Raw genomic sequence first — 24,262 nt, 5'->3', positions numbered from 1 at the left:
TCGTTTTCAAGATATTCGATCACTGGGATATTCTATGCTTTCTTTCCTATCCCACAAAAAACACTTGTTTTCCCTTCTTAATTACTTTATAATAGAGTGTTACTGAGGCCTTCTAATGTGATAAAGAAGGCAGATTTTAGGAGATGAGAAATTGGCTTTTTGTATTTAGAGGACACGGTTTGTTGATTTTTTACTAAGGGGAGATAGATATGGCAATGATAGAAGTGGAACATCTTCAGAAAAATTTTGTGAAGACAGTAAAGGAACCGGGGTTGAAGGGGGCTTTACGCTCCTTTATTCATCCTGAAAGGCAGGCCTTTGAAGCGGTCAAGGATTTGACCTTTGAGGTGCCCAAGGGGCAGATTCTAGGCTTTATCGGGGCCAATGGTGCTGGGAAGTCGACAACCATCAAAATGCTGACAGGGATTTTAAAGCCGACATCGGGCTATTGTCGAATCAATGGCAAGATTCCCCAGGATAATCGTCAGGATTATGTCAAGGATATTGGGGTAGTCTTTGGACAACGAACCCAGCTATGGTGGGATTTGGCTCTGCAAGAGACCTACACGGTCTTGAAAGAGATTTACGATGTGCCGGACTCGCTCTTTCATAAGCGCATGGACTTTTTAAATGAAGTCTTGGATTTGAAGGAATTTATCAAGGATCCCGTGCGGACTCTTTCACTGGGTCAACGGATGCGGGCGGATATTGCGGCTTCCTTGCTCCACAATCCTAAAGTTCTCTTTTTAGATGAACCGACCATTGGGTTGGATGTTTCCGTCAAGGATAACATTCGTCGCGCCATTACTCAGATCAATCAGGAAGAAGAAACAACCATCCTCTTGACCACTCATGACTTGAGTGATATTGAGCAACTCTGTGATCGGATTTTTATGATTGACAAGGGGCAGGAGATTTTTGATGGAACGGTGAACCAACTCAAGGAAACCTTTGGCAAGATGAAGACTCTTTCCTTTGAACTGCTATCAGGGCAAAGTCATCTTGTCTCTCACTATGCAGGATTGCCTGATATGACCATTGATAGACAAGGAAACAGTCTCAATATTGAATTCGATAGTTCCCGCTACCAGTCGGCTGAGATTATCAAGCAAACCCTGTCTGATTTTGAAATTCGCGATTTGAAGATGCTGGATACGGATATTGAGGATATTATCCGTCGCTTCTATCGAAAGGAGCTCTAAGATGGTCAAATTGTGGAGACGTTATAAACCCTTTATCAATGCAGGAATTCAGGAGTTGATTACTTATCGAGTCAATTTTATTCTCTATCGGATTGGCGATGTCATGGGGGCCTTTGTTGCGTTTTATCTCTGGAAGGCTGTCTTTGATTCCTCGCAGGAGTCCTTGATTCAGGGATTCAGTATGGCAGATATCACCCTTTATATCATCATGAGTTTTGTGACTAATCTTCTGACTAGGTCGGATTCTTCTTTTATGATTGGGGAGGAGGTCAAGGATGGCTCCATTATCATGCGCTTGCTGCGACCAGTGCATTTTGCGGCCTCTTATCTCTTCACCGAGCTTGGCTCCAAGTGGTTGATTTTTATCTCTGTTGGAGTGCCATTTTTAAGTGTGATTGTCTTGACGAAAATCATTTCTGGGCAAGGCATTGTAGAAGTGCTGGGATTAACAATCCTTTACCTCTTTAGCTTAACGCTAGCCTACCTGATTAATTTTTTCTTTAATATCTGCTTTGGATTTTCAGCCTTTGTGTTTAAAAATTTATGGGGTTCCAATCTACTCAAGACTTCCATAGTGGCTTTTATGTCTGGAAGTTTGATTCCCTTGGCTTTCTTTCCTAAGGTTGTTTCAGATATTCTGTCCTTCTTGCCTTTTTCATCTTTGATTTATACTCCAGTTATGATTATCGTTGGGAAATACGATGCCAGTCAGATTCTTCAGGCGCTTTTGCTACAGTTTTTCTGGCTCTTAGTGATGGTGGGCTTGTCTCAGTTGATTTGGAAACGGGTCCAGTCATTTATCACCATTCAGGGAGGTTAGTATGAAAAAATATCAACGCATGCATCTGATTTTTATCAGACAATACATCAAGCAAATCATGGAATACAAGGTCGATTTTGTGGTTGGTGTTTTAGGTGTATTCCTGACTCAAGGCTTGAACCTCTTGTTTCTCAATGTACTCTTTCAACATATCCCCTCGCTAGAGGGTTGGACCTTTCAAGAGATTGCCTTTATCTATGGTTTTTCCTTAATTCCCAAGGGATTGGACCATCTCTTTTTTGACAATCTCTGGGCACTGGGGCAACGCTTGGTGCGAAAAGGAGAGTTTGATAAGTATCTGACTCGTCCTATCAATCCTCTCTTCCATATCCTCGTTGAGACCTTTCAGATTGATGCCTTGGGCGAGCTCTTGGTCGGTGGCATTTTACTAGGGACTACGATGACTAGCATTGCTTGGACTCTTCCAAAATTCCTGATTTTCCTAGTCTGTATACCCTTTGCGACCTTGATTTATACTTCTTTGAAAATCGCGACAGCCAGTATCGCTTTTTGGACCAAGCAGTCAGGCGCTATGATTTACATTTTCTATATGTTTAATGACTTTGCCAAGTACCCGATTTCCATCTACAATTCGCTTCTTCGTTGGCTGATTAGCTTTATCATCCCTTTCGCCTTTACGGCCTACTATCCTGCCAGCTATTTCTTGCAGGACAAGGATGTCTTCTTTAATATCGGTGGTTTGATGTTGATTTCCCTTGTCTTCTTTGTCATTTCTTTGAAGCTATGGGACAAGGGCTTAGATGCCTACGAAAGTGCGGGTTCGTAAAAGGAAGAATCTCAAAGCCTCGTCTCAGGACAGGCTTTTTCTAATTAAGATGAAAATTTCTTGACATCTATTCTCAGAGTGCTATACTAAAAGGGTAATCGCCGATTTAGCTCAGTTGGTAGAGCAACGCACTCGTAACGCGTAGGTCACAGGTTCAAGCCCTGCAATCGGCAGAATCAAGAAGCTCATTAGGGCTTCTTTTTCTTTTATTACGAATTTTCAACCACTTAGACCAAGATACAGACCAGATAGGCAAAAGGGCTTGTTCTTGAAAAAATCCTCTGCTATAATGTTTTTTGTAAGGGACGTGAGCGTCAATGTCAGACAACTCAAGAACCTAAAAAAGAAAATGGAGATAAAAAATGAAAAAATTATTGGGACTTGTATTCTTAGTAGCTGCGGCGCTAGTATTGTATTTTGGTTCTGTTGGATGGCCAAGTTTGGATGTCAACCTCTGGTCATTGATTCCAGTAGGTTTGTTCCTCTATTTCACTCTAGAAAACTTTTTGAAAAAAGACTACAAGGCTAGTCTGATGTGCTTGATTATTGCCTTTATCATTGCAAATGCCATTTTGGATCTCTTGCCAATTTCAAGTGGTTTGGTGATTGGAGCCGGTGTGCTAGCTTGTGTAGGACTTGGCTACCTCTTTCCTGATAAAGATAAAAAAGAAGGCAAATAAAAAGTCTCGAGATTTCTCGAGACTTTGTTATTATTTACCAGCGTAATATTTTTGGATGCCTTTCACGATACCTGCGACTAGTCTATCTTGGTATCGATCATCACGAATACGTTGATTCTCAGTGAAATTATCCATATAACCAAGCTCTAGGAGTACGGCTGGTTTGGCTGTTTCGCGTAGTACGGCAAAGCTACTTTCCAATAAGCCAGCATCCTTGGCTCCTGTTTCTGCTAGGAGAGAGGAGTGGATAGCAGCAGCGAGGCGCTTGCTTTCGCTCATACGATCAGGATGGTTGTGCCAGTATTTATTAATCTTACTTGGATAGTCAGGTTCATCTCTATAGGAGTAGGTTTGAATACCGCTTGCTTTTGAGTAGGTATTACCAGTAGCGTTGAAGTGAATACTGATAAAAATATCCGAGTTGGTCTTATTAACCATACGAGAACGTTCGGTAACAAAGTCAACGTCAATATCACTATCACGAGAGGTGAGGACCTTGTAGCCCAGTTCTTCTAACTTAGCGCGAAGTTTGCGGTAAATCTGCATGTTGAGATCTTTTTCAGCGACATTGTAGTAAAAGGCACCAGAATCTTGACCACCATGTCCAGGATCTAGGAAGATGGTATTGCTGTATAGGCCTTTTGTAAATCCACCTTCAGTTGAAACTTCAGAAATCCATTGGCCGTATTTTTGGAACAAGTGTTCCTTGCCGTCTATCTTGTAAGTTCCTGAAACATAATGTCCACTATCGTCCAGATAGTAACGAGCCTTGTAATAGTCGTCGTAAATCCACTCATTCTTGGCCATATAACCGCCAGACTTGAGGTAGTATGCCCCAATCCACTCCTGATTTGCATAACGGCCATCCGCTTTTAGATAGAACCAGCTCTTGTAGGCTTTATCAAAGATCCACTCTTTTTCCGCCATGGCCCCGCTGGCTTTGAGGTAGTAGCTTTCTTTCCATTTATTGGAAAGCATGACTCCATTTTGTTCAAAAGCATACCAAGAACCATTTATTTTCTCCCATTTGTCTTGGCTATATTTCCCATATGCATTAGCGTAATACCAATTTTCATTGATTTTCACCCAAGAGTTTTCAGCCATGGCACCGCTATCGCCTAGCAGGTAGGCACCAAGGGTTGTCTGGCTGAGCATCACGCCGTTTTTATCAAAATAATACCAAGAACCGTTGATTTTCTCCCACTTGTCTTGCGAGATTCTGCTAGATGGTGTGACATAATACCAATTTTGGTCTAATTTAATCCAACCCTTTTCCGCCATAGCTCCGCTTTTTGTGAGAAGATAGCCGTCAACGGAGGTGTTGCTGAGCATGCTTCCAGTTTGGTCAAAATAGTACCAAGAGCCGTTAATTTTTTTCCAACTGTTCTGAGCTAGTCGTCCAGAAGGATCAGCATAGTACCATTGATTGTCCAGTTTGGTCCAGCTATTTTCTATCATGACACCATCTTGGTCAAAGGCATAGCCTTTGTAGATAGTAGAATGAAGACGATTACCATCTTGATCGAAGTAGTACCATTTGCCTTGGATTTGTTTCCAGTTCAAAGCAGGTTTATCATCTTGGTAAAAACGCCAGTGGTGATTTTCTTGGTGCCATCCTTCTTTTTTGGGCTTGTCTTCTTGCACATCTACTTTCGGAAGAACTTCTGATTTAGAGTTTTCCTCAACACTTGATTCTTTCTTTTCTTCTTTGGCAATTGATTCCTTGACAGCAGATGTGGATTGAGTTGTGTTTTCTTCTCCTAAGACAGATACGGGTGCTAATCCTGCGATTGAAAGGATTAAAGCACTGGTCAGTAGTATCTTTTTCACTTTCTATTTCCTAACTTTTTCTTTTTCTCTTTTTCATTTTTCCTATTAATTATCGAATTGAACTTCCTCTAGTAAGTATTCGATAAAGCGTTCGCCCATCTTAGATAGGCTGGTTTTTTCATGCTGGATATAGACTAGTTCAATCGGGTCGTCAATGTCCAGTGGAATGGAAACGATATTGTCTCCGTTGAGGTTACTGTTCAAAATCCCTGTTGCAATGGTGTAACCATCCAAACCAATCAAAAGGTTAAAGAGGGTGGCACGGTCACTGACTACAATGGATTTCTTGTGGTGCTCTTGTGAAAGAATCTCCTCTGAAAAGTAGAAAGAGTTGTGCGTCCCCTGGTCATAGCTGAGGTAAGGGAAGTTTTCCAAATCTTCTAGTTTAACCTTTTCTTTCTTTGCCAGAGGGTTGGTCTTGCTGATAAAGATATGGGGCTGAGCTGTAAAGAGATGGTGGGCCAAGAGGTGGTTGTCATCCAGCATTTTCGTTAAAACGTCACGGTTGTAGCTGTTTAAAAAGAGGACACCGACCTCGCTACGGAAGTTCTTGACGTCATCGATAATCTCCCAAGTCCGAGTTTCACGAAGGAAGAGCTCGTATTTTTCCATATCACTTTTCTTGAGCAGGGAGACAAAGGCATTGACTACAAAGGCATAGTGCTGAGAGGAAACGCTGAAAAGTTCGCGGTGGGCGACAGGATTTTTATAGCGTTCCTCCAGAAGTTGGGTTTGCTCGACAACTTGACGAGCGTAGGAGAGAAACTCCATCCCATCACGGGTCAAGGTAATGCCCTTGGGATTGCGGATAAAGATTTCAATGCCCATTTCATTTTCCAAGTCTCGAACAGCATTAGAGAGACTGGGTTGGGTGATAAAGAGTTGCTTGGCTGCTTCATTCATGGAGCCAGTTTCGACGATTTTGATAATATAGTGTAGTTGTTGAATTCTCATGTTTTTATTGTACCACACTTGCGGAAGAATGGGCAATGAAGACGAAGAAAATAGGGGGAAAGGGCCAGTCCAGTATTGAAAAAAAGTCTAGAATCTGCTAAAATGGAAGCTATGAAAACATTCTATGATGTGCAGCAATTTCTCAAACAGTTTGGCATTATTGTTTACATGGGGAAGCGCTTGTATGATATTGAACTGATGAAGCTCGAACTCTCTCGGATCTATGATGTAGGTCTGATGGACAAGCTAGACTATCTAGAGGCGGAAGCTGTTCTTCGTAGAGAGCACAAGATAGAATTAGACTACATAGAGAAAAATGGAGAGAAGAACTTATGACAATTTGGATTATTTGGGGAATCGTATTGGCGATGGCGGCATGGATGGGTTATAACTACCTTCGTATTCGTCGTGCGGCTAAGATTGTGGACAATGCAGAATTCGAGGCCTTGATTCGGAAAGGGCAATTGATTGATGTCCGTGAACCAGCAGAATTTCACAGAAAACATATCCTCGGAGCTCGCAATATTCCTTCAAATCAGTTGAAGTCAAGCCTTGCAGCTCTTCGTAAGGATAAACCTGTCCTTCTCTACGAAAACCAACGCGGACAACGAGTGACCAATGCAGCACTTTATCTGAAAAAACAAAGTTTCTCTGAGATTTATATCCTTTCTTATGGATTGGATTCTTGGAACGGGAAAGTGAAGACTAGCTAACATTCTTTTAAAAACTGTCGAATGATAGATGAAGCTAGCATTTTAAGGTATCATCATTTATATTAAATTTAAGGAGATTTTATAATATAAATTCACAACAAAAGAAAAAATCCTCACTTGTTTTAGGTATCTTATCTATCGTTCTTGGTTTGCTATCTCCAATAGTAGGTATGGTTTTGGGTATCATAGGATTGGTCTTGGCTATTTCATATCAAAAAGAGTCACAATTACCCTATAAAACAGAAAAAATTCTGAATATCATTGGAATTGTAGTTTCTGTACTTATCTGGATTCTAGCCATTGCAATCTTTTTTAGATAAGCAAAAAACAAAAAAGCTTTAAACATAAAGCTTTTTTTGTTTTATCGACTTTTCTCTAAATAGTTTTTAATGATTTTTAATTCCTCTGGATTCAAGGGACGGTATTGCCCTTCTGCTAGTTCTGGGTCTAAAGTGAAATCACCGAACTGAACTCGTTTGAGAGAGGTCACCTTAACACCGACTGATAGGAACATTTTTTTAACCTGATGAAATTTCCCTTCTGAAATGGTGATGGAGGCATGGCTCTCTGCAGGGCTTACGGACAGAATGTCTAGTTTTGCAGGTTTACAAGTAGTCCCATCTAAAAAGACAATCCCATCTTTGAATTTTTGGATATGTTCTGGTGTGAGCAGTCCGTTGACCACCACTTGATAGGATTTATCGACATGGTACTGGGGATGAAGGAGCTGAAAACCAAGAGGTCCATTGTCTGTCAGAAGGAGCAGTCCCGTCGTGTCACGGTCTAATCTGCCGACAGCATAGAGCTGGTCAGACTGGATGTCAGGTGGAAGGAGGTCCATGACGGTTGGTAGGTCCTTATCCTGACTGGCTGTCACCACTCCACCTGGTTTATGAAGCATGAGGTAGGTGTGCTTGTATCCTTGAATCTGCCGTCCTTGAAAAACTAGTTTCTGCAATCCAGTATCGACATTTTGAGCGAGGGAGTTGGCTGGACAATCATCTACTAGGATTTCTTTTTTCAGGAGTGCCTGTTTCATAGCCTTGCGACTGATCATTTCTTGGGCTAATAATCTATCTAAACGCATACCAGCTTATCTTATCATAAGTCTCTGACTTTGAAAAGAGTTGCCTTGACTAGACAAGCAGAGTGAAAACATTTACACTTAGCTGAACTGTGATTTTTGAATGAGACTGTGGTATAATTGTTCAGTTAGAAATAAAAATTTAAAATATTAGAGGAAATCATGACAAAATTAAGAGAAGATATCCGTAACATTGCGATTATCGCCCACGTTGACCACGGTAAAACAACCCTCGTTGACGAATTATTGAAACAATCAGAAACGCTTGATGCACGTACTGAATTGGCAGAGCGCGCTATGGACTCAAACGATATCGAGAAAGAGCGTGGAATAACCATCCTTGCGAAAAACACTGCCGTTGCCTACAACGGAACTCGTATCAATATCATGGATACACCAGGACACGCGGACTTCGGTGGAGAAGTTGAGCGTATCATGAAAATGGTTGACGGTGTTGTCTTGGTCGTGGATGCCTACGAAGGAACCATGCCACAAACTCGTTTCGTATTGAAAAAAGCCTTGGAACAAAACCTTGTTCCAATCGTGGTTGTCAACAAAATCGATAAACCATCAGCTCGTCCAGCAGAAGTAGTGGACGAAGTCTTGGAACTTTTCATCGAGCTTGGTGCAGATGATGACCAGCTTGATTTCCCAGTGGTGTATGCTTCAGCTATCAACGGAACATCTTCATTGTCAGATGATCCAGCTGACCAAGAAGCTACGATGGCACCAATCTTTGACACCATTATCGACCACATCCCAGCTCCAGTAGACAACTCAGATGAGCCTTTGCAATTCCAAGTGTCACTTTTGGACTACAATGACTTCGTTGGACGTATCGGTATCGGTCGTGTCTTCCGTGGTACTGTTAAGGTTGGGGACCAAGTTACCCTTTCTAAACTAGATGGTACAACGAAGAACTTCCGTGTTACAAAACTCTTCGGTTTCTTTGGTTTGGAACGTCGTGAAATCCAAGAAGCCAAAGCTGGTGACTTGATTGCCGTTTCCGGTATGGAAGACATCTTTGTCGGTGAAACCATCACTCCGACAGACGCAGTTGAAGCACTTCCAATCCTACACATCGATGAGCCAACTCTTCAAATGACTTTCTTGGTCAACAATTCACCATTTGCTGGTAAAGAAGGTAAATGGGTGACTTCTCGTAAGGTGGAAGAACGCTTGCAGGCAGAATTGCAAACAGACGTTTCCCTTCGTGTTGACCCAACGGATTCACCAGATAAATGGACAGTTTCAGGACGTGGAGAATTGCACTTGTCAATCCTGATCGAAACCATGCGCCGTGAGGGTTATGAACTTCAAGTATCTCGTCCAGAGGTTATCGTAAAAGAGATTGATGGTGTTAAATGTGAACCATTTGAACGTGTTCAAATCGATACTCCAGAAGAATACCAAGGATCTGTTATCCAAAGCCTTTCTGAACGTAAGGGTGAAATGTTGGATATGATTTCAACTGGTAATGGTCAAACTCGTTTGGTCTTCCTTGTTCCAGCGCGTGGTTTGATCGGTTACTCAACTGAGTTCTTGTCAATGACTCGTGGTTACGGTATCATGAACCATACCTTCGACCAATACTTGCCATTGATTCCAGGTGAAATTGGTGGACGTCACCGTGGTGCCCTTGTTTCCATCGATGCTGGTAAGGCAACAACATACTCAATCATGTCTATCGAAGAACGTGGTACAATCTTTGTCAACCCAGGTACTGAGGTTTACGAAGGAATGATTATCGGTGAAAACTCTCGTGAAAACGATTTGACAGTTAACATCACTAAGGCCAAACAAATGACCAACGTTCGTTCTGCAACCAAGGACCAAACAGCGGTTATCAAGACACCTCGTATCTTGACCCTTGAAGAGTCTCTTGAGTTCTTGAACGACGATGAGTACATGGAAGTAACGCCTGAGTCAATCCGTTTGCGTAAGCAAATCCTCAACAAGGCAGAGCGTGAGAAAGCTAACAAGAAGAAAAAATCAGCTGAATAAGAGCTAGAAAGAGATAAAGATGGTCTATTTAATCATAGGGATACTCTTATTACTACTCTATGTATTTGCGACACCCCAAAGTATCAAAGGAACAGTCAACATCGTTATCTTGGTCTTTGTAGTTGTTGCACTCTTGATTTTGCTGATGTTGTCCATCTTGCAAATCTTCCAATTACCGACAGAATTCTTTGTCACAATCGCCATGCTGGCTCTAGCCTACTTTAGCTTGAGAGACATTACGCTCATGCCAGTAAAAAAGAGCAAAAGAAGATAAATAGAAAGAGAGCTATGGCTCTCTTTTTCGATGTCAGAATGAAGGCTAGAGCATTTTCGTTTAGTATTATTTCCATAAAAATGGTAAAATAGTAGGAGTAGAAATGGAGTTTGAGACATGAAAGTAATCGATCAATTTAAAAATAAGAAAGTACTTGTTTTAGGTTTGGCTAAGTCTGGTGAGTCTGCGGCTCGTTTGTTGGATAAGCTGGGAGCTATTGTGACAGTAAATGACGGCAAGCCTTTTGAGGAAAATCCTGCTGCGCAAAGTTTGCTAGAAGAGGGAATCAAGGTTGTCACTGGTGGGCATCCTTTGGAATTGTTGGATGAAGATTTCGCTCTGATGGTGAAAAATCCAGGTATCCCGTATAGCAATCCCATGATTGAAAAGGCATTGGCAAAGGGAATTCCAGTCTTGACTGAGGTGGAGTTGGCTTACTTGATCTCGGAAGCGCCAATTATCGGTATCACAGGTTCAAATGGGAAAACAACCACAACGACTATGATTGGAGAAGTTTTGACTGCTGCCGGTCAACATGGTCTCTTGTCAGGGAACATCGGCTATCCTGCCAGTCAAGTGGCTCAAACTGCAACAGCCAAGGACACACTTGTCATGGAACTTTCTTCTTTCCAACTGATGGGTGTTCAAGAATTTCATCCTGAGATTGCGGTTATTACCAACCTCATGCCCACTCATATCGACTACCATGGTTCTTTTGAGGAGTATGTGGCAGCTAAGTGGAATATCCAGAACAAGATGACAGCAGCTGATTTCCTTATTTTGAACTTTAACCAAGACTTGGCAAAAGAATTGGCTAGCAAAACACAGGCTACTGTTGTACCATTTTCAACACTGGAAAAGGTTGATGGAGCTTATCTGGAAGATGGTCAACTCTACTTCCGTGGGGAAGTGGTCATGGCAGCTAGTGAAATCGGTGTTCCAGGTAGCCACAATGTAGAAAATGCCCTTGCGACCATTGCGGTAGCCAAGCTTCGTGGTGTAGACAACCAAACCATCAAGGAAACTCTTTCAGCCTTTGGTGGTGTCAAGCACCGTCTCCAGTTTGTGGATGAAATCAAGGGGGTCAAATTCTATAACGATAGTAAGTCAACCAATATCTTGGCTACCCAAAAAGCCTTGTCAGGATTTGACAACAGTAAGGTTATCTTAATTGCAGGTGGTTTGGACCGTGGAAATGAATTTGACGAGCTGGTGCCAGATATCACTGGACTCAAGAAAATGGTCATCCTTGGTCAGTCTGCAGAACGGGTCAAACGGGCAGCGGATAAGGCTGGTGTGGCTTATGTAGATGCGACCGATGTTGCTGATGCGACCCGCAAGGCTTATGAGCTAGCGACTCAAGGAGATGTGGTTCTGCTCAGTCCTGCCAATGCTAGCTGGGATATGTATGCTAACTTTGAAGTACGTGGTGACCTATTTATCGACACAGTAGCGGAGTTAAAGGGATAATATGAAAAAAATTGTTTTTACAGGTGGGGGCACAGTCGGACACGTCACCCTCAACCTTTTGTTAATGCCCAAGTTTATCGAAGATGGCTGGGAAGTTCACTATATTGGTGACAAGCATGGAATCGAACACCAAGAAATCCTCAAGTCAGGTCTGGATGTGACCTTTCATTCCATAGCGACAGGGAAATTGCGTCGTTACTTCTCCTGGCAAAACATGCTAGATGTCTTTAAAGTTGCCTGGGGTATCGTCCAATCCCTCTTTATCATGTTACGACTGCGTCCACAGGCTCTTTTTTCAAAGGGGGGCTTTGTCTCGGTGCCGCCTGTTATCGCAGCGCGTGTGTCAGGGGTACCTGTCTTTATCCACGAATCGGACCTGTCCATGGGCTTGGCCAATAAAATTGCCTATAAATTCGCAACTAAGATGTACTCAACCTTTGAGCAGCCTGCTAGTCTTGCAAAAGTCGAGCATGTGGGGGCAGTGACCAAGGTAACAGGCCAGGAGACGCCAGAACCAGACGAGTTGGTGGATATCCAAACCCACTTTAATCCTAAATTGCCAACTGTATTATTTATCGGTGGTTCTGCAGGGGCTCGTGTCTTTAACCAATTGGTGACAGATCATAAGCAAGAACTGACAGAGCGCTACAATATTATCAATCTCACTGGAGATTCTAGCCTCAATGAGTTGAGTCAAAATCTCTTTCGTGTTGATTATGTGACGGATCTCTATCAACCTTTGATGGAGATGGCAGATGTAGTGGTAACGCGTGGCGGTGCCAATACGATTTTCGAACTCTTGGCCATGGCAAAACTTCATCTCATCGTACCATTGGGTCGTGAAGCAAGTCGAGGAGACCAGATTGAAAATGCAGCCTACTTTGTTAAGAAAGGCTACGCAGAAGAACTTCAAGAAAGTGACTTGACCTTGGAAAGCTTGGAGGAGAAACTCAGTCACTTGCTTAGTCATAAGGATCAGTACCAAGCTAGCATGAAAGCTTCGACTGAATTGAAATCTCTTGCAGATTTTTACGATCTACTAAGAAAAGACCTAGCATAAGGAATATCAATGTCAAAGGATAAGAAAAAAGAATCAAACCAGAAGCAAGAATTGTCTGAATGGCAGAAACGAAACCAGGAATACCTGAAGAAGAAGGCGGAAGAAGAAGCTGCCCTAGCTGAAGAGAAGGAAAAGGAAAAACAAGCTCGAATGGGGAAAAACTCTAAGTCGTTAGAGGAAAGTAAGAAGTCATCAAGTGATTCCGACCAGAACGAAACTGTTCCAGACGAAGAATCATCCGAAAAAGAAGAAAAATCTAAAAAGGGTGATCCTAAAGTCAAAGAAGAAAAAGAGAAGAAAAAAGAAAAACCAGAGAAACCAGCCAAGCCTAAAATTGCACCTGTTCATATTTGGCGAGCTGTGAGTATCTTGGTACCCAGTGTTCTGGTTCTCCTTCTTTCAGTCTATTTGTTGACTCCACTTTCGACCATCAAAAATATCGAGGTTAAGGGAAACAGTAACACGCAGGTGGATGACATCAAACAGGTTTCTGGTATTCAGGACAGCGACTATACCTTGTCTTTGTTATGGAACAAGGAGAAGTACGCTGAGCGAATCAAGTCCAACCATTGGATAGAATCGGCGAAGATTGACTACAAATTTCCGACAAACTTTACGATTGAAGTCAAAGAGTTTGAGATTGTTGGCTACTATGTGACAGGCGAAGATCACTATCCAATTCTGTCTAGTGGAACCATTGACTCAAGCCCTGTCAACCTTTTGAACCTGCCTGAGACCTACCTAACAGTCACCTTTAACGATGAGCAGCAGGTGAAGGATTTGATGACGGGTCTTTCTAGCATTAGTGAGGACATAAAGAGTCAAATTCAGAAGATCGAACTAGCGCCAAGTAAGGCAACTGCCGATCTTCTAAAAATTACTATGCAGGATACAGATGAAATATTGGTTCCCTTGTCAGAATTGGGTAAGAAATTGCCTTATTACAGCAAAATCAAGCCACAGTTAGCAGAACCGAGCTTCATCGATATGGAGGCAGGAATCTATAGCACTAGCCTGGCTGATAAACGTTTGGAAGAAGCTGAGGAAAAGGCTAAACAAGAAGCTAAAGAAGCAGAGAAGAAAAAACAGGAAGAAAAAAAAGCTGAAGAAAAGAAACAAGAATAAGAATCTTCAGTTTTTACTTGACAAGTGTCGTTATAAATAATAGAATAGTAGAAAACTTTTAAAGCAGTCCAGAGAGGCAGCTAAGGTTAGACAGTGAAAGGGTGGAGACTACCCGTTTTTCGTGGAACCTAGCTGCTAGCAGGTTCCTTTTTTAAGCAATGGACTGTTAGCAAAGAATAGGAGAAAAGAATGCGTGAGAGTCGCCCGGTCATTGCTCTGGATTTTCCAAGTTTCGAGGAAGCCAAAGAATTTTTAGCCCTTTTTCCAGCAGAGGAAAAACTCTATGTCAAGGTAGGAATGGAAATCTACTATGCAGTAGGTCCCGAAGTTGTGCGTTATTTAAAATCATTGGGACATAGTGTTTTTTTGGATCTCAAGTTGCATGATATTCCAAATACGGTCAAGTCAACCATGAAAATCTTGTCAAGTCTGGGTGTCGATATGACCAATGTTCAGGCTGCAGGTGGACTTGAGATGATGCAGGCCGCGCGTGAAGGTCTTGGTGATCAAGGGATTCTTATTGCGGTGACCCAATTGACCTCAACATCCGAAGAACAGATGCAAGACTGTCAAAATATCCAAACTAGTCTGCAAGAATCAGTGATTCACTATGCTAAGAAAACAGCTGAAGCTGGATTGGATGGTGTTGTTTGCTCAGCCCAAGAAGCCCAACTTATCAAAGAAGCTACAAACGAAGACTTTATCTGCTTGACACCAGGTATTCGACCAGCAGGTGCTGAAGCAGGGGATCAAAAACGCGTAGTGACCCCTGGTCAAGCCTATCAAATCGGTAGTGACTACATTGTAATAGGCCGTCCTATCACACAGGCAGCAGACCCTGTAGCAGCCTACCATGCTATCAAGGAAGAATGGACACGCGACTGGGTCTAAAGCGTATTTGATTATAGATTTAAGGATAAGAAGGAGTATACCATGACACTTGCTAGAGACATTGCTAGCCATCTATTGAAAATTCAAGCGGTTTATCTCAAACCAGAAGAGCCTTTCACTTGGGCATCTGGTATCAAGTCACCTATCTATACGGATAATCGTGTGACCCTAGCTTACCCGGAAACTAGAACTTTGATTGAAAATGGTTTTGTGGATGCTATCAAAGCAGCCTTTCCAGAGGTAGAAGTCATTGCTGGTACAGCGACAGCAGGGATTCCACACGGAGCTATCATCGCAGACAAGATGAACCTACCATTTGCTTATATCCGTAGCAAACCAAAAGACCATGGAGCCGGAAACCAAATCGAAGGCCGTGTAGCCCAGGGGCAAAAAATGGTAATTGTAGAAGACCTGATTTCAACTGGTGGTTCAGTTCTCGAAGCGGTAGCAGCTGCCAAGCGTGAAGGAGCAGATGTTCTCGGTGTAGTAGCCATTTTTAGCTATCAACTAGCAAAAGCAGATAAGAACTTTGCAAATGCAGGCGTGAAACTGGTGACTCTCTCAAACTACAGCGAGCTCATCCACCTAGCTCAGGAAGAAGGCTACATCACACCAGAGGGATTGGATCTCTTAAAACGATTCAAAGAAGACCAAGAAAATTGGCAAGGCTAGAGAAACTCATTTCTTAGATTTTGATGGAACTGATGCATAGTATCGGTTCTTTTTTAATTGACAAATGTAGATTTTTAGACTATACTAATAACTGTAATCGACAAATGTAGATTTAGGAGGTGTGATTATGCAGATTTCAGATGCAGAATGGCAGGTCATGAAGATTATTTGGATGCAGGGGGAGCAGACCAGTACGGATTTGATCAGGGTTCTGGCGGAGCGGTTCGACTGGTCCAAGTCAACCATTCAAACTCTTTTGGCTCGTTTGGTTGAGAAAGAGTGTCTGACAAGGAAAAAAGAAGGCAAGTTCTTTGTCTATTCAGCCCTTTTAACTTTGGACCAAAGTCGGGATTTACTTGTCCAAGATATCAAGGACAAGGTTTGTTCTCGTAGGATTAAGAACTTGTTGGCTGATTTGATTGCTGAATGTGATTTTACTCAGGCTGACTTGGCAGACTTGGAAGCTGTGATTTCAGAGAAAAAAGCTAGCGCAGTTGCTGAAGTCGAATGTAATTGTATGTAAAGGAGACGTCATGTTAAATAGTATTGTAACCATTATTTGTATTGCCCTTATCGCGTTTATCTTGTTTTGGTTTTTCAAAAAGCCTGAAAAATCTGGACAAAAGGCCCAGCAAAAAAAGGGTTACCAAGAGATTCGAGTGGAAGTCAAAGGGGGCTATACGCCTGAGTTGATTATTCTTAAGAAATCAGTGCCAGCCCGTATTGTCTTTGACCGTAAGGATCCTTCACCTTGTTTGGATCAGATCGTCTTTCCAGATTTTGGAGTGCATGCGAACTTGCCTATGGGTGAAGAGTATGTAGTGGAAATCATGCCTGAACAGGCTGGAGAGTTTGACTTTTCTTGTGGTATGAACATGATGCACGGCAAGATGATTGTAGAATAGGAGGAAATGATGACAGAAATTGTGAAAGCCAGCCTGGAAAATGGCATTCAAAAAATCCATATCACAGCTGAAAAAGGCTATCATCCAGCCCATATCCAGCTTCAAAAAGGAATTCCAGCTGAGATAACTTTTCATCGTGTGACGCCATCAAATTGTTACAAGGAAATTCTGTTTGAAGAAGAAGGCATCTTGGAACCAATCGGACTAGATGAAGAGAAGACAATTCGTTTTACACCTCAAGAGTTAGGCCAACATGAATTTTCATGTGGCATGAAGATGCAGAAGGGAAGTTATACCGTAGTTGAGAAGACTCGAAAATCTTTGTCACTTTTGCAACGTTTTTGGATTACTAGTATCTTTACTGTGCCTCTTGTGATTCTCATGATTGGGATGTTGACAGGTAGCATTAGTCACCAAGTCATGCATTGGGGTACCTTTTTAGCTACAACACCTATCATGCTAGTGGCCGGTGGTCCTTATATTCAGAGTGCTTGGGCCAGCTTTAAAAAGCACAATGCCAACATGGATAGCTTGGTTGCTCTGGGAACTCTAGTAGCCTATCTCTATAGCCTAGTTGCCCTCTTCGCTGGGCTCCCTGTCTACTTTGAAAGTGCTGGATTTATCCTCTTCTTCGTTCTTTTGGGGGCGGTTTTTGAGGAGAAAATGCGAAAAAACACTTCCCAAGCTGTGGAGAAATTACTTGATTTGCAAGCTAAAACAGCAGAAGTTTTGCGTGATGATCACTATGTTCAAGTTCCCTTGGAGCAAGTCAAGGTAGGTGACCTGATTCGAGTGCGTCCCGGTGAAAAGATTGCGGTTGATGGCGTCGTAGTGGAAGGTATCTCCAGTATTGATGAATCTATGGTGACAGGTGAGAGCCTGCCAGTGGACAAGACAGTTGGGGATGCTGTCATTGGCTCAACCATCAATAATAGTGGAATGCTTGTTCTTAAGGCAGAAAAAGTTGGTTCAGAGACGATCTTGGCTCAAATTGTAGAATTTGTGAAGAAAGCCCAGACCAGCCGTGCACCGATTCAGGACTTGACGGATAAGATTTCAGGGATTTTTGTCCCAGCAGTCGTCATTTTAGCGATTCTGACTTTTTGGGTTTGGTTTGTCTTGTTTGAGGCTAGCTTTGTGACCTCTCTTCTTTTTGGGGTGGCAGTGTTGATTATCGCCTGTCCTTGTGCCCTAGGACTTGCAACACCAACAGCCCTCATGGTGGGGACAGGACGGAGTGCCAAAATGGGCGTTCTCCTAAAAAATGGAACCGTCCTACAGGAAATCCAGAAAGTTCAAACTCTTGTCTTTGATAAGACCGGGACTTTGACAGAAGGAAAACCAGTGGTAACAGATATCATCGGCGACGAAGTAGAAGTGCTTGGATTGGCAGCCTCCTTGGAAGAAGCTTCCCAACACCCACTGGCTGAGGCCATTGTCAAGCGAGCGAGTGAGGCAAGACTTGAGTTTCAAACTGTGGAAAATTTCCAAGCCTTGCACGGAAAAGGTGTCTCAGGGCAAATCAACGGGAAACAAGTCTTGCTTGGAAATGCTAAAATGCTGGATGGGATGAACATTTCAAGCACTTATCAGGAAAAACTAGAAGAACTGGAAAAAGAAGCTAAGACAGTTGTGTTCTTGGCTGTTGACAATGAAATCAAAGGCTTGCTTGCACTACAAGATATTCCTAAGGAAAATGCTAAACTTGCCATCAGTCAGTTGAAAAAACGAGGTCTTAAAACGGTCATGCTGACAGGGGATAATGCTGGCGTGGCGCGTGCCATTGCAGATCAGATTGGCATTGAAGAAGTCATTGCAGGTGTATTGCCAGAAGAAAAAGCCCATGAAATCCATAAACTACAATCAGCTGGAAAAGTATCCTTTGTTGGTGATGGTATCAATGACGCTCCTGCCCTCAGTGTAGCGGATGTGGGAATTGCTATGGGAGCTGGAACAGATATTGCCATCGAGTCAGCAGATTTGGTGTTGACAACTAATAACCTCCTAGGTGTGGTGCGTGCCTTTGACATGAGCAAGAAAACCTTCAATCGAATTCTGCTCAATCTTTTCTGGGCTTTTATCTACAATGTCGCCGGAATTCCGATTGCAGCAGGAGTCTTTTCAGGATTTGGTCTCGTTCTCAATCCAGAACTGGCTGGTCTAGCCATGGCCTTTAGCTCTGTATCTGTTTTGATTAGTTCACTCATGCTAAACGTTACTAAAATAGACTAAAAGCGGGCTTGCCCGCTTTTTATACTCTTTGAAAATCTCTTCAAACCACATCAATTTTATCTGCAACCTCAAATCTCTGCTTTGAGCAACTTGCGGTTAGCTTCCTAGTGTGCTCTTTAATTCTCATTGAGTATTATAAAACAGTTCTAAAAAACGCTTTCAAACTGTACTGTAATAGAGAATAAAAACTTCTGAGCACATTTTTAGGAGACAAAAAACAATTATGGTAAAGTAGTAGAGTAAAAATTTGCTGAAACGTTTCCAATTAGTATATGAAAACGGATGAATCAAATTTTAAAAATATTTGAAGGAGAGTTATAATGACTCAAGGGAAAATTACTGCATCAGCAGCAATGCTCAACGTATTGAAAACATGGGGCGTAGACACAATCTACGGTATCCCATCAGGAACACTCAGCTCATTGATGGATGCTTTGGCTGAAGACAAAGATATCCGCTTCTTGCAAGTTCGCCACGAAGAAACAGGTGCTCTTGCAGCGGTTATGCAAGCTAAATTCGGCGGCTCAATCGGGGTTGCAGTTGGTTCAGGTGGTCCAGGTGCGACTCACTTGATTAACGGTGTTTACGATGCAGCTATGGATAACACTCCATTCCTTGCTATCCTTGGATCACGTCCTGTTAACGAACTCAACATGGATGCCTTCCAAGAATTGAACCAAAACCCAATGTACAACGGTATCGCTGTCTACAACAAACGTGTAGCATACGCTGAGCAATTACCAAAAGTAATTGACGAAGCTTGCCGTGCTGCAGTTTCTAAAAAAGGTCCAGCTGTTGTTGAAATCCCAGTAAACTTCGGTTTCCAAGAAATCGATGAAAACTCATACTACGGTTCAGGTTCGTACGAACGTTCATTCATCGCTCCTGCCTTGAACGAAGTTGAAATCGACAAAGCTGTTGAAATCTTGAACAATGCTGAACGTCCAGTTATCTATGCTGGTTACGGTGGTGTTAAAGCTGGTGAAGTGATTACTGAATTGTCACGTAAAATCAAAGCACCAATCATCACAACTGGTAAAAACTTTGAAGCTTTTGAATGGAACTATGAAGGTTTGACAGGCTCTGCTTACCGTGTTGGTTGGAAACCAGCCAACGAAGTGGTCTTTGAAGCAGACACAGTTCTTTTCCTTGGTTCAAACTTCCCATTTGCTGAAGTTTACCAAGCATTCAAGAATACTGAAAAATTCATCCAAGTGGATATCGACCCTTACAAACTTGGTAAACGTCATGCCCTAGACGCTTCAATCCTTGGTGATGCAGGTCAAGCAGCTAAAGCTATCCTTGACAAAGTGAACCCAGTTGAATCTACTCCATGGTGGCGTGCAAACGTTAAGAACAACCAAAACTGGCGTGATTACATGAACAAAATCGAAGGTAAAACTGAGGGTGAATTGCAATTGTATCAAGTTTACAATGCAATCAACAAACATGCTGATCAAGACGCTATCTACTCAATCGACGTAGGTGACACTACTCAAACATCTACTCGTCACCTTCACATGACACCTAAGAACATGTGGCGTACATCTCCACTCTTTGCGACAATGGGTATTGCCCTTCCTGGTGGTATCGCTGCTAAGAAAGACAATCCAGATCGCCAAGTATGGAACATCATGGGTGACGGTGCATTCAACATGTGCTACCCAGACGTTATCACAAACGTTCAATACGACCTTCCAGTTATCAACGTTGTCTTCTCAAATGGTAAATATGCCTTCATCAAGGACAAATACGAAGACACAAACAAACACTTGTTTGGTTGTGACTTCCCTAATGCTGACTATGCGAAAATCGCTGAAGCTCAAGGTGCTGTAGGATTTACAGTTGACCGTATCGAAGACATCGATGCAGTTGTTGCAGAAGCTGTTAAACTCAACAAAGAAGGTAAAACTGTTGTGATCGATGCTCGCATCACTCCACACCGTCCACTTCCAGTAGAAGTACTTGAATTGGATCCAAAACTTCACTCAGAAGAAGCAATCAAAGACTTCAAGGAAAAATACGAAGCAGAAGAACTCGTACCATTCCGCCTCTTCTTGGAAGAAGAAGGATTGCAATCACGCGCAATCAAATAATTCCTCTCGTCGAGAATTAAATTTGAAGTTGAAGACTTTATTTTAAGGTTTGCTTCCAACGAATTCATGGTTGAAACTTTAATTTATAATGAGGGTTTACTTCCTGTCTTACGTTATATAAGAAATTAGGTGCTAAAAAGGGACTAATTTTTGCTTTCGGAGTTTATAAAATAAATTAAAAAGGTTGCAATATTGCATCCTTTTTAAATTTTTAGTGGATTAGATAAATACATAAAATTTTAGGTCATAAATTTTTCTACAATATCATTATATTTCTTAGTAAGAATTTCTTTTGTTTCAATGGCATTAAGTATTTTGTATAACAACATTCTCTTGCATTGAAGCATATTATGGTTATTGCGATATAAAAAATCCATTTCGCTTCTTTTACTTTTGTAAAACATTTTTCATTCTTCGTTCTAAATTTAAGTATTCCATAAAAGTTTAAAATTCTGTTAAAATTTCAAAAAAACTATGACGAATTAAGAGTAAGTTTTGTTTTTATTATGTTATAATATAATAAAGATAATGTTTTTTTCAAAACAGTCTTAGTTACTTTATAATACAGTCAATAGCTTTAGCATATGAAAGGATAGTTTAAATGAATAGAGGTTCTGAATTTAGAAAATGGGATTTGCATATACATTCACCATATACAGTGTTAAATAATCAATTTAGTAAATTTGAAGATGGAAGTCCAGATATTGAAAGTTTTATTCAAAAAATTAAGGACGAGGATATTTCAGCAATTGGTTTAACTAATTACTTTAATTTTACCGATGACGATTTTAATTTAAAAACAAGACTTGAAGAGAACGGTATTGTAACTTTTCTTAATTTAGAAGTGAGATTATCTAATATAAATAAATCTGACCAGTTATTTGATTATCACATCATTTTTGATAATACATTAGATGATGGTATTATTAAGAATTTATTAGGGGAATTAAAGGCAAATATTGGTGCAACTGAGAAAGCATTCAATAGATTAAGTAATAAAGAGATTGAGTCTTCTGCTCATGTTGATTTCAAAAGTTTAAATCAAATATTAGAACGGAATACAGAATTAAATGGAAACTATTTAAAAGGATTTCTCTCGAGAGGGCATGGTAGTGCTACTAGTGATTCTGATTCCAAAAATAAGGCTGTTTATGAACAGATTTGTGTGAATTCAGATTTTATTATTCATTCTAGTTGTAATGATTCTTCGACTTGCCAAGACCCCAAATGCAAACATATGAATATAATATCTGACCGAGAATATTGGTTGCATAAATCTGATTATGTTAGACCTCTTTTACAATCTTCTGATTCGCACTCTTTAGAAGGGATTGGAACTAAGTATAGTTGGATTAAAGCAGATTTGACTTTTGAAGGTTTGAAGCAAATAATCTTTGAGCCAGAACATCGGATATGTGTAGGAATAGGAAAACCAGTTCGAACTGATGATGAGCTAATTATTGATAGAATTGAATATGATGGAGATATCATACTTTTATCTGATAATTTAAATACGATCATTGGTGGTAGATCAACTGGAAAATCCACCTTATTAAATTCAATTGCCTATAAACTTAATGATAGTGAATCTAAAAATAAATATACGTATAAAGATATGGAAAACTTTCATGTGTTCTGGAAAGATAGGGAAGAGGATGATACTAGAAAAATACAATACCTACCTCAAGAACATATGATTCAACTAGCGAATAATACTGAAAAGTTAAATTTTCTTGTTAATGAAATTATTCAATCTAAAGGATTGGATGAAAATATTAAAAGTTATCAACAAAGTCATAATAAAATAGATATCGCAATTAAGGGACTTTTAAATGAATTTAAAGAAAATCTTCAACGTCAACAAAATCTCTTAAAACCAGAATTTGATAAAAAAGCTACTAACAAAAGGATTATTGAACTTCATAAAAAACGAGATGAATTGTTATCCGCAGTAGATATTGATGATGAAGAGAAGAAAAAATTTGAGATAGATAACTCTACTATTAAGAAGTTACAAGGTGAAATAAATCGGCTTGAAAAAGATTTTGTATTTATTGATAATTTATTTATTCCTAATATTGCAGCATATTCCAAATCTAATTCTGCACTTGAACATAGCGACGAAATAAGAGATATAATTAATAGTGCTGTTGAGGATATTAATCAAAAAGTACAACAAACATTTGAAGACAAAATTAATATTCTTAAGCAGAGATTAAATGATCAAATTTATGAAACTAAGAATAAAATTGGTTTAATTAGAGATACTCCAGATTTTAAAAAGTTTTTATCTTACTTACAAGATAATAATGAGTTGTCATTTATAGAAGAGAACATAAAGCAAGAAACTACCATATTGAAAAAAATTGAAAGTTACGAACAAGAGATATCCAACCTTAAAACTGAAAACGATCAATTAAAACAAAATATTATTAATCAGTATAGAGAGTATTCAAAAATTCGAAAAGAATTACTTACTTCGTTCGATATATCTGAAAGTGATTTAAAAATTACTGTAGATTTTTACCTCAAGGATTTGGAGCTAGAGTTTGACTACATTAATGCTCAAGGACGTTCAAAAGCAGAATTTATTGAGAAATTAAATTTTGAGTTTGATTCAATGATTGATACTATATTTGAGGATAATTCTTTAAAATTTAATGGAAACAAAACCACATTAGACCATATCGAAAAGTTTTTCACTACTGATTTTTACTCTTATAAATTTGATATTGAATATCAGAATGATAAGTTTGAACAGATGTCACCAGGTAAAAAGGCTTTCGTTGTATTAAAACTGATTTTAGATTTTTCTAATAGTCGGGTTCCTGTATTGATTGACCAGCCAGAGGATAGTTTAGATAATAGAGCTATTTACCATGAGTTGACAGCATATATTAAGCAGAGAAAATTAAAAAGGCAAATTATTATTGTCACACATAATCCTAATATCGTCGTATCAGGTGATTGTGAAAATGTTATTGTAGCAAATCAACATTCAGAAAATAATCCTAATCCCCATAACAAAGTTTTTGCTTATAAAAATGGAGCTTTAGAGAATCAGATAAAAGAACCTGACAGTAATTTTATTTTAAACAAAAAATGTATAAAAGAACATGTTTGTGAAATTTTAGAAGGGGGGATTGAAGCATTTAAGAGACGAGAAGATAAATACGGTATTAAAATAGATAATCTAAATTCTCAAAAGGTAATTCAAGAATAGAAATAAGAAAGTTTGAGTTTTGATTAATGATATCTTAAAACTATTGATATATGAAACTAAAAAACCGAAACAATCTTTCGTCGAAAGACCATTAAAACCTGATCGTTATGTATGGCTGTCTATGTGTTTTGTCTACTTGCTTGTTTTCGTGATGATTATGTTAGCTTTTTTCATCATGTTCGTTCTTCCAAATCTTATGAAAGAATAGTTTCTTTTAGATTTATCAAAAGTATGAAAACC

General features: G+C 40.3%; 22 protein-coding genes and 1 tRNA gene. 20 read left to right on the top strand and 3 right to left on the bottom strand.

Annotation, left to right across the window (positions count from 1 at the left end; all coding sequences use genetic code 11):
• Window positions 1–209 precede the first annotated feature (209 nt).
• The 5 genes from GOM47_RS07115 (at window position 210) to GOM47_RS07095 (ending at window position 3,489) form a co-directional block, all read left to right on the top strand.
• Window positions 210–1,202: an ATP-binding cassette domain-containing protein gene (locus tag GOM47_RS07115; protein WP_235080335.1), complete on the top strand. Its 993-nt coding sequence runs from the start codon at window positions 210–212 to the stop codon at window positions 1,200–1,202.
• Between the two features lies 1 nt (window position 1,203).
• A complete protein-coding gene (locus GOM47_RS07110; RefSeq protein WP_235080334.1) occupies window positions 1,204–2,022 on the top strand; it encodes an ABC transporter permease in 819 nt (272 codons plus the stop codon).
• 1 nt (window position 2,023) lies between these two features.
• Window positions 2,024–2,809 carry an ABC transporter permease gene (locus tag GOM47_RS07105; protein ID WP_235080333.1) on the top strand — a complete coding sequence of 262 codons (786 nt, stop codon included), beginning with the start codon at window positions 2,024–2,026 and terminating at the stop codon, window positions 2,807–2,809.
• 100 nt (window positions 2,810–2,909) lie between these two features.
• A tRNA-Thr gene (locus GOM47_RS07100) sits at window positions 2,910–2,982 on the top strand.
• Between the two features lie 189 nt (window positions 2,983–3,171).
• Window positions 3,172–3,489 carry a hypothetical protein gene (locus GOM47_RS07095; RefSeq protein WP_235080332.1) on the top strand — a complete coding sequence of 106 codons (318 nt, stop codon included), beginning with the start codon at window positions 3,172–3,174 and terminating at the stop codon, window positions 3,487–3,489.
• Between the two features lie 30 nt (window positions 3,490–3,519).
• On the opposite strand, the gene GOM47_RS07090 is transcribed toward GOM47_RS07095, so the two are convergent.
• Both GOM47_RS07090 and GOM47_RS07085 read right to left on the bottom strand, forming a co-directional pair.
• On the bottom strand, window positions 3,520–5,319 hold the full coding sequence (locus GOM47_RS07090; RefSeq protein ID WP_235080331.1) for an N-acetylmuramoyl-L-alanine amidase: 1,800 nt from the start codon (window positions 5,317–5,319) through the stop codon (window positions 3,520–3,522).
• A 45-nt stretch (window positions 5,320–5,364) separates the two neighbouring features.
• Window positions 5,365–6,273 carry a LysR family transcriptional regulator gene (locus GOM47_RS07085; RefSeq protein WP_235080330.1) on the bottom strand — a complete coding sequence of 303 codons (909 nt, stop codon included), beginning with the start codon at window positions 6,271–6,273 and terminating at the stop codon, window positions 5,365–5,367.
• 102 nt (window positions 6,274–6,375) lie between these two features.
• Between GOM47_RS07085 and GOM47_RS07080 the strand changes: the two genes are divergently transcribed.
• The 3 genes from GOM47_RS07080 to GOM47_RS07070 all read left to right on the top strand — a co-directional run bounded on the left by GOM47_RS07080 (window position 6,376) and on the right by GOM47_RS07070 (window position 7,306).
• Window positions 6,376–6,609 (top strand): YqgQ family protein, encoded by a 234-nt coding sequence (locus GOM47_RS07080; protein ID WP_235080329.1) that lies wholly within the window; start codon window positions 6,376–6,378, stop codon window positions 6,607–6,609.
• Window positions 6,606–6,986 (top strand): rhodanese-like domain-containing protein, encoded by a 381-nt coding sequence (locus GOM47_RS07075; RefSeq protein WP_235080328.1) that lies wholly within the window; start codon window positions 6,606–6,608, stop codon window positions 6,984–6,986. Before GOM47_RS07080 ends, GOM47_RS07075 begins: the two co-directional genes overlap by 4 nt.
• An 86-nt stretch (window positions 6,987–7,072) precedes the next feature.
• A complete protein-coding gene (locus GOM47_RS07070; protein ID WP_235081282.1) occupies window positions 7,073–7,306 on the top strand; it encodes a DUF4190 domain-containing protein in 234 nt (77 codons plus the stop codon).
• 41 nt (window positions 7,307–7,347) lie between these two features.
• Here the strand turns inward: GOM47_RS07070 and GOM47_RS07065 are convergent, their stop codons facing one another.
• Window positions 7,348–8,073, bottom strand: a complete 726-nt coding sequence (locus GOM47_RS07065; RefSeq protein WP_235080327.1) for a 16S rRNA pseudouridine(516) synthase — start codon at window positions 8,071–8,073, stop codon at window positions 7,348–7,350.
• A 159-nt stretch (window positions 8,074–8,232) separates the two neighbouring features.
• On the opposite strand from GOM47_RS07065, the gene typA reads away from it, so the two are divergent.
• The 12 genes from typA (at window position 8,233) to GOM47_RS07005 (ending at window position 24,022) form a co-directional block, all read left to right on the top strand.
• Complete coding sequence (gene typA / locus GOM47_RS07060) at window positions 8,233–10,074, top strand: translational GTPase TypA (protein WP_000164125.1); 1,842 nt, start codon at window positions 8,233–8,235, stop codon at window positions 10,072–10,074.
• A gap of 19 nt (window positions 10,075–10,093) precedes the next feature.
• Window positions 10,094–10,348, top strand: coding sequence for a DUF3165 family protein (locus tag GOM47_RS07055; RefSeq protein ID WP_000262660.1), 255 nt, complete (start codon window positions 10,094–10,096; stop codon window positions 10,346–10,348).
• A 117-nt stretch (window positions 10,349–10,465) separates the two neighbouring features.
• On the top strand, window positions 10,466–11,818 hold the full coding sequence (murD, locus tag GOM47_RS07050) for a UDP-N-acetylmuramoyl-L-alanine--D-glutamate ligase (RefSeq protein WP_235080326.1): 1,353 nt from the start codon (window positions 10,466–10,468) through the stop codon (window positions 11,816–11,818).
• Window position 11,819: 1 nt separating this feature from the next.
• Complete coding sequence (locus GOM47_RS07045; protein ID WP_235080325.1) at window positions 11,820–12,878, top strand: UDP-N-acetylglucosamine--N-acetylmuramyl-(pentapeptide) pyrophosphoryl-undecaprenol N-acetylglucosamine transferase; 1,059 nt, start codon at window positions 11,820–11,822, stop codon at window positions 12,876–12,878.
• A gap of 9 nt (window positions 12,879–12,887) precedes the next feature.
• A complete protein-coding gene (locus GOM47_RS07040; RefSeq protein WP_235080324.1) occupies window positions 12,888–14,003 on the top strand; it encodes a cell division protein FtsQ/DivIB in 1,116 nt (371 codons plus the stop codon).
• Between the two features lie 189 nt (window positions 14,004–14,192).
• Window positions 14,193–14,894: an orotidine-5'-phosphate decarboxylase gene (gene pyrF / locus GOM47_RS07035; protein ID WP_038804435.1), complete on the top strand. Its 702-nt coding sequence runs from the start codon at window positions 14,193–14,195 to the stop codon at window positions 14,892–14,894.
• A 42-nt stretch (window positions 14,895–14,936) separates the two neighbouring features.
• Window positions 14,937–15,566 carry an orotate phosphoribosyltransferase gene (gene pyrE, locus GOM47_RS07030; RefSeq protein WP_235080323.1) on the top strand — a complete coding sequence of 210 codons (630 nt, stop codon included), beginning with the start codon at window positions 14,937–14,939 and terminating at the stop codon, window positions 15,564–15,566.
• Window positions 15,567–15,693: 127 nt separating this feature from the next.
• A complete protein-coding gene (locus GOM47_RS07025; protein ID WP_235080322.1) occupies window positions 15,694–16,089 on the top strand; it encodes a CopY/TcrY family copper transport repressor in 396 nt (131 codons plus the stop codon).
• Between the two features lie 10 nt (window positions 16,090–16,099).
• Window positions 16,100–16,471 carry a cupredoxin domain-containing protein gene (locus GOM47_RS07020; RefSeq protein WP_235080321.1) on the top strand — a complete coding sequence of 124 codons (372 nt, stop codon included), beginning with the start codon at window positions 16,100–16,102 and terminating at the stop codon, window positions 16,469–16,471.
• Window positions 16,472–16,480: 9 nt separating this feature from the next.
• Window positions 16,481–18,703: a heavy metal translocating P-type ATPase gene (locus tag GOM47_RS07015; protein WP_125389050.1), complete on the top strand. Its 2,223-nt coding sequence runs from the start codon at window positions 16,481–16,483 to the stop codon at window positions 18,701–18,703.
• Between the two features lie 320 nt (window positions 18,704–19,023).
• Window positions 19,024–20,799 carry a pyruvate oxidase gene (gene spxB / locus GOM47_RS07010; RefSeq protein ID WP_000191819.1) on the top strand — a complete coding sequence of 592 codons (1,776 nt, stop codon included), beginning with the start codon at window positions 19,024–19,026 and terminating at the stop codon, window positions 20,797–20,799.
• A 601-nt stretch (window positions 20,800–21,400) separates the two neighbouring features.
• The gene (locus GOM47_RS07005) at window positions 21,401–24,022 is read left to right on the top strand and encodes a TrlF family AAA-like ATPase (RefSeq protein WP_235080320.1); all 2,622 of its coding nucleotides are present in this window, start codon (window positions 21,401–21,403) and stop codon (window positions 24,020–24,022) included.
• The last annotated feature ends 240 nt before the right edge of the window (window positions 24,023–24,262 follow it).

The sequence above is a fragment of the Streptococcus oralis genome, assembly GCF_021497945.1.
Lineage (GTDB): Bacteria > Bacillota > Bacilli > Lactobacillales > Streptococcaceae > Streptococcus > Streptococcus oralis_BR.
This window is presented reverse-complemented; position numbering and strand designations above follow the sequence as displayed.

Coding starts and splice junctions, on each gene's coding strand:
- GOM47_RS07005 (WP_235080320.1), top strand. CDS start 21,401: ATGAATAGAGGTTCTGAATTTAGAAAATGGGATTTGCATATACATTCA.
- GOM47_RS07110 (WP_235080334.1), top strand. CDS start 1,204: ATGGTCAAATTGTGGAGACGTTATAAACCCTTTATCAATGCAGGAATT.
- pyrE (WP_235080323.1), top strand. CDS start 14,937: ATGACACTTGCTAGAGACATTGCTAGCCATCTATTGAAAATTCAAGCG.
- GOM47_RS07115 (WP_235080335.1), top strand. CDS start 210: ATGGCAATGATAGAAGTGGAACATCTTCAGAAAAATTTTGTGAAGACA.
- GOM47_RS07020 (WP_235080321.1), top strand. CDS start 16,100: ATGTTAAATAGTATTGTAACCATTATTTGTATTGCCCTTATCGCGTTT.
- GOM47_RS07055 (WP_000262660.1), top strand. CDS start 10,094: ATGGTCTATTTAATCATAGGGATACTCTTATTACTACTCTATGTATTT.
- GOM47_RS07075 (WP_235080328.1), top strand. CDS start 6,606: ATGACAATTTGGATTATTTGGGGAATCGTATTGGCGATGGCGGCATGG.
- GOM47_RS07045 (WP_235080325.1), top strand. CDS start 11,820: ATGAAAAAAATTGTTTTTACAGGTGGGGGCACAGTCGGACACGTCACC.
- GOM47_RS07040 (WP_235080324.1), top strand. CDS start 12,888: ATGTCAAAGGATAAGAAAAAAGAATCAAACCAGAAGCAAGAATTGTCT.
- pyrF (WP_038804435.1), top strand. CDS start 14,193: ATGCGTGAGAGTCGCCCGGTCATTGCTCTGGATTTTCCAAGTTTCGAG.
- GOM47_RS07085 (WP_235080330.1), bottom strand. CDS start 6,273: ATGAGAATTCAACAACTACACTATATTATCAAAATCGTCGAAACTGGC.
- murD (WP_235080326.1), top strand. CDS start 10,466: ATGAAAGTAATCGATCAATTTAAAAATAAGAAAGTACTTGTTTTAGGT.
- GOM47_RS07025 (WP_235080322.1), top strand. CDS start 15,694: ATGCAGATTTCAGATGCAGAATGGCAGGTCATGAAGATTATTTGGATG.
- GOM47_RS07080 (WP_235080329.1), top strand. CDS start 6,376: ATGGAAGCTATGAAAACATTCTATGATGTGCAGCAATTTCTCAAACAG.
- GOM47_RS07015 (WP_125389050.1), top strand. CDS start 16,481: ATGACAGAAATTGTGAAAGCCAGCCTGGAAAATGGCATTCAAAAAATC.
- GOM47_RS07105 (WP_235080333.1), top strand. CDS start 2,024: ATGAAAAAATATCAACGCATGCATCTGATTTTTATCAGACAATACATC.
- GOM47_RS07065 (WP_235080327.1), bottom strand. CDS start 8,073: ATGCGTTTAGATAGATTATTAGCCCAAGAAATGATCAGTCGCAAGGCT.
- spxB (WP_000191819.1), top strand. CDS start 19,024: ATGACTCAAGGGAAAATTACTGCATCAGCAGCAATGCTCAACGTATTG.
- typA (WP_000164125.1), top strand. CDS start 8,233: ATGACAAAATTAAGAGAAGATATCCGTAACATTGCGATTATCGCCCAC.
- GOM47_RS07095 (WP_235080332.1), top strand. CDS start 3,172: ATGAAAAAATTATTGGGACTTGTATTCTTAGTAGCTGCGGCGCTAGTA.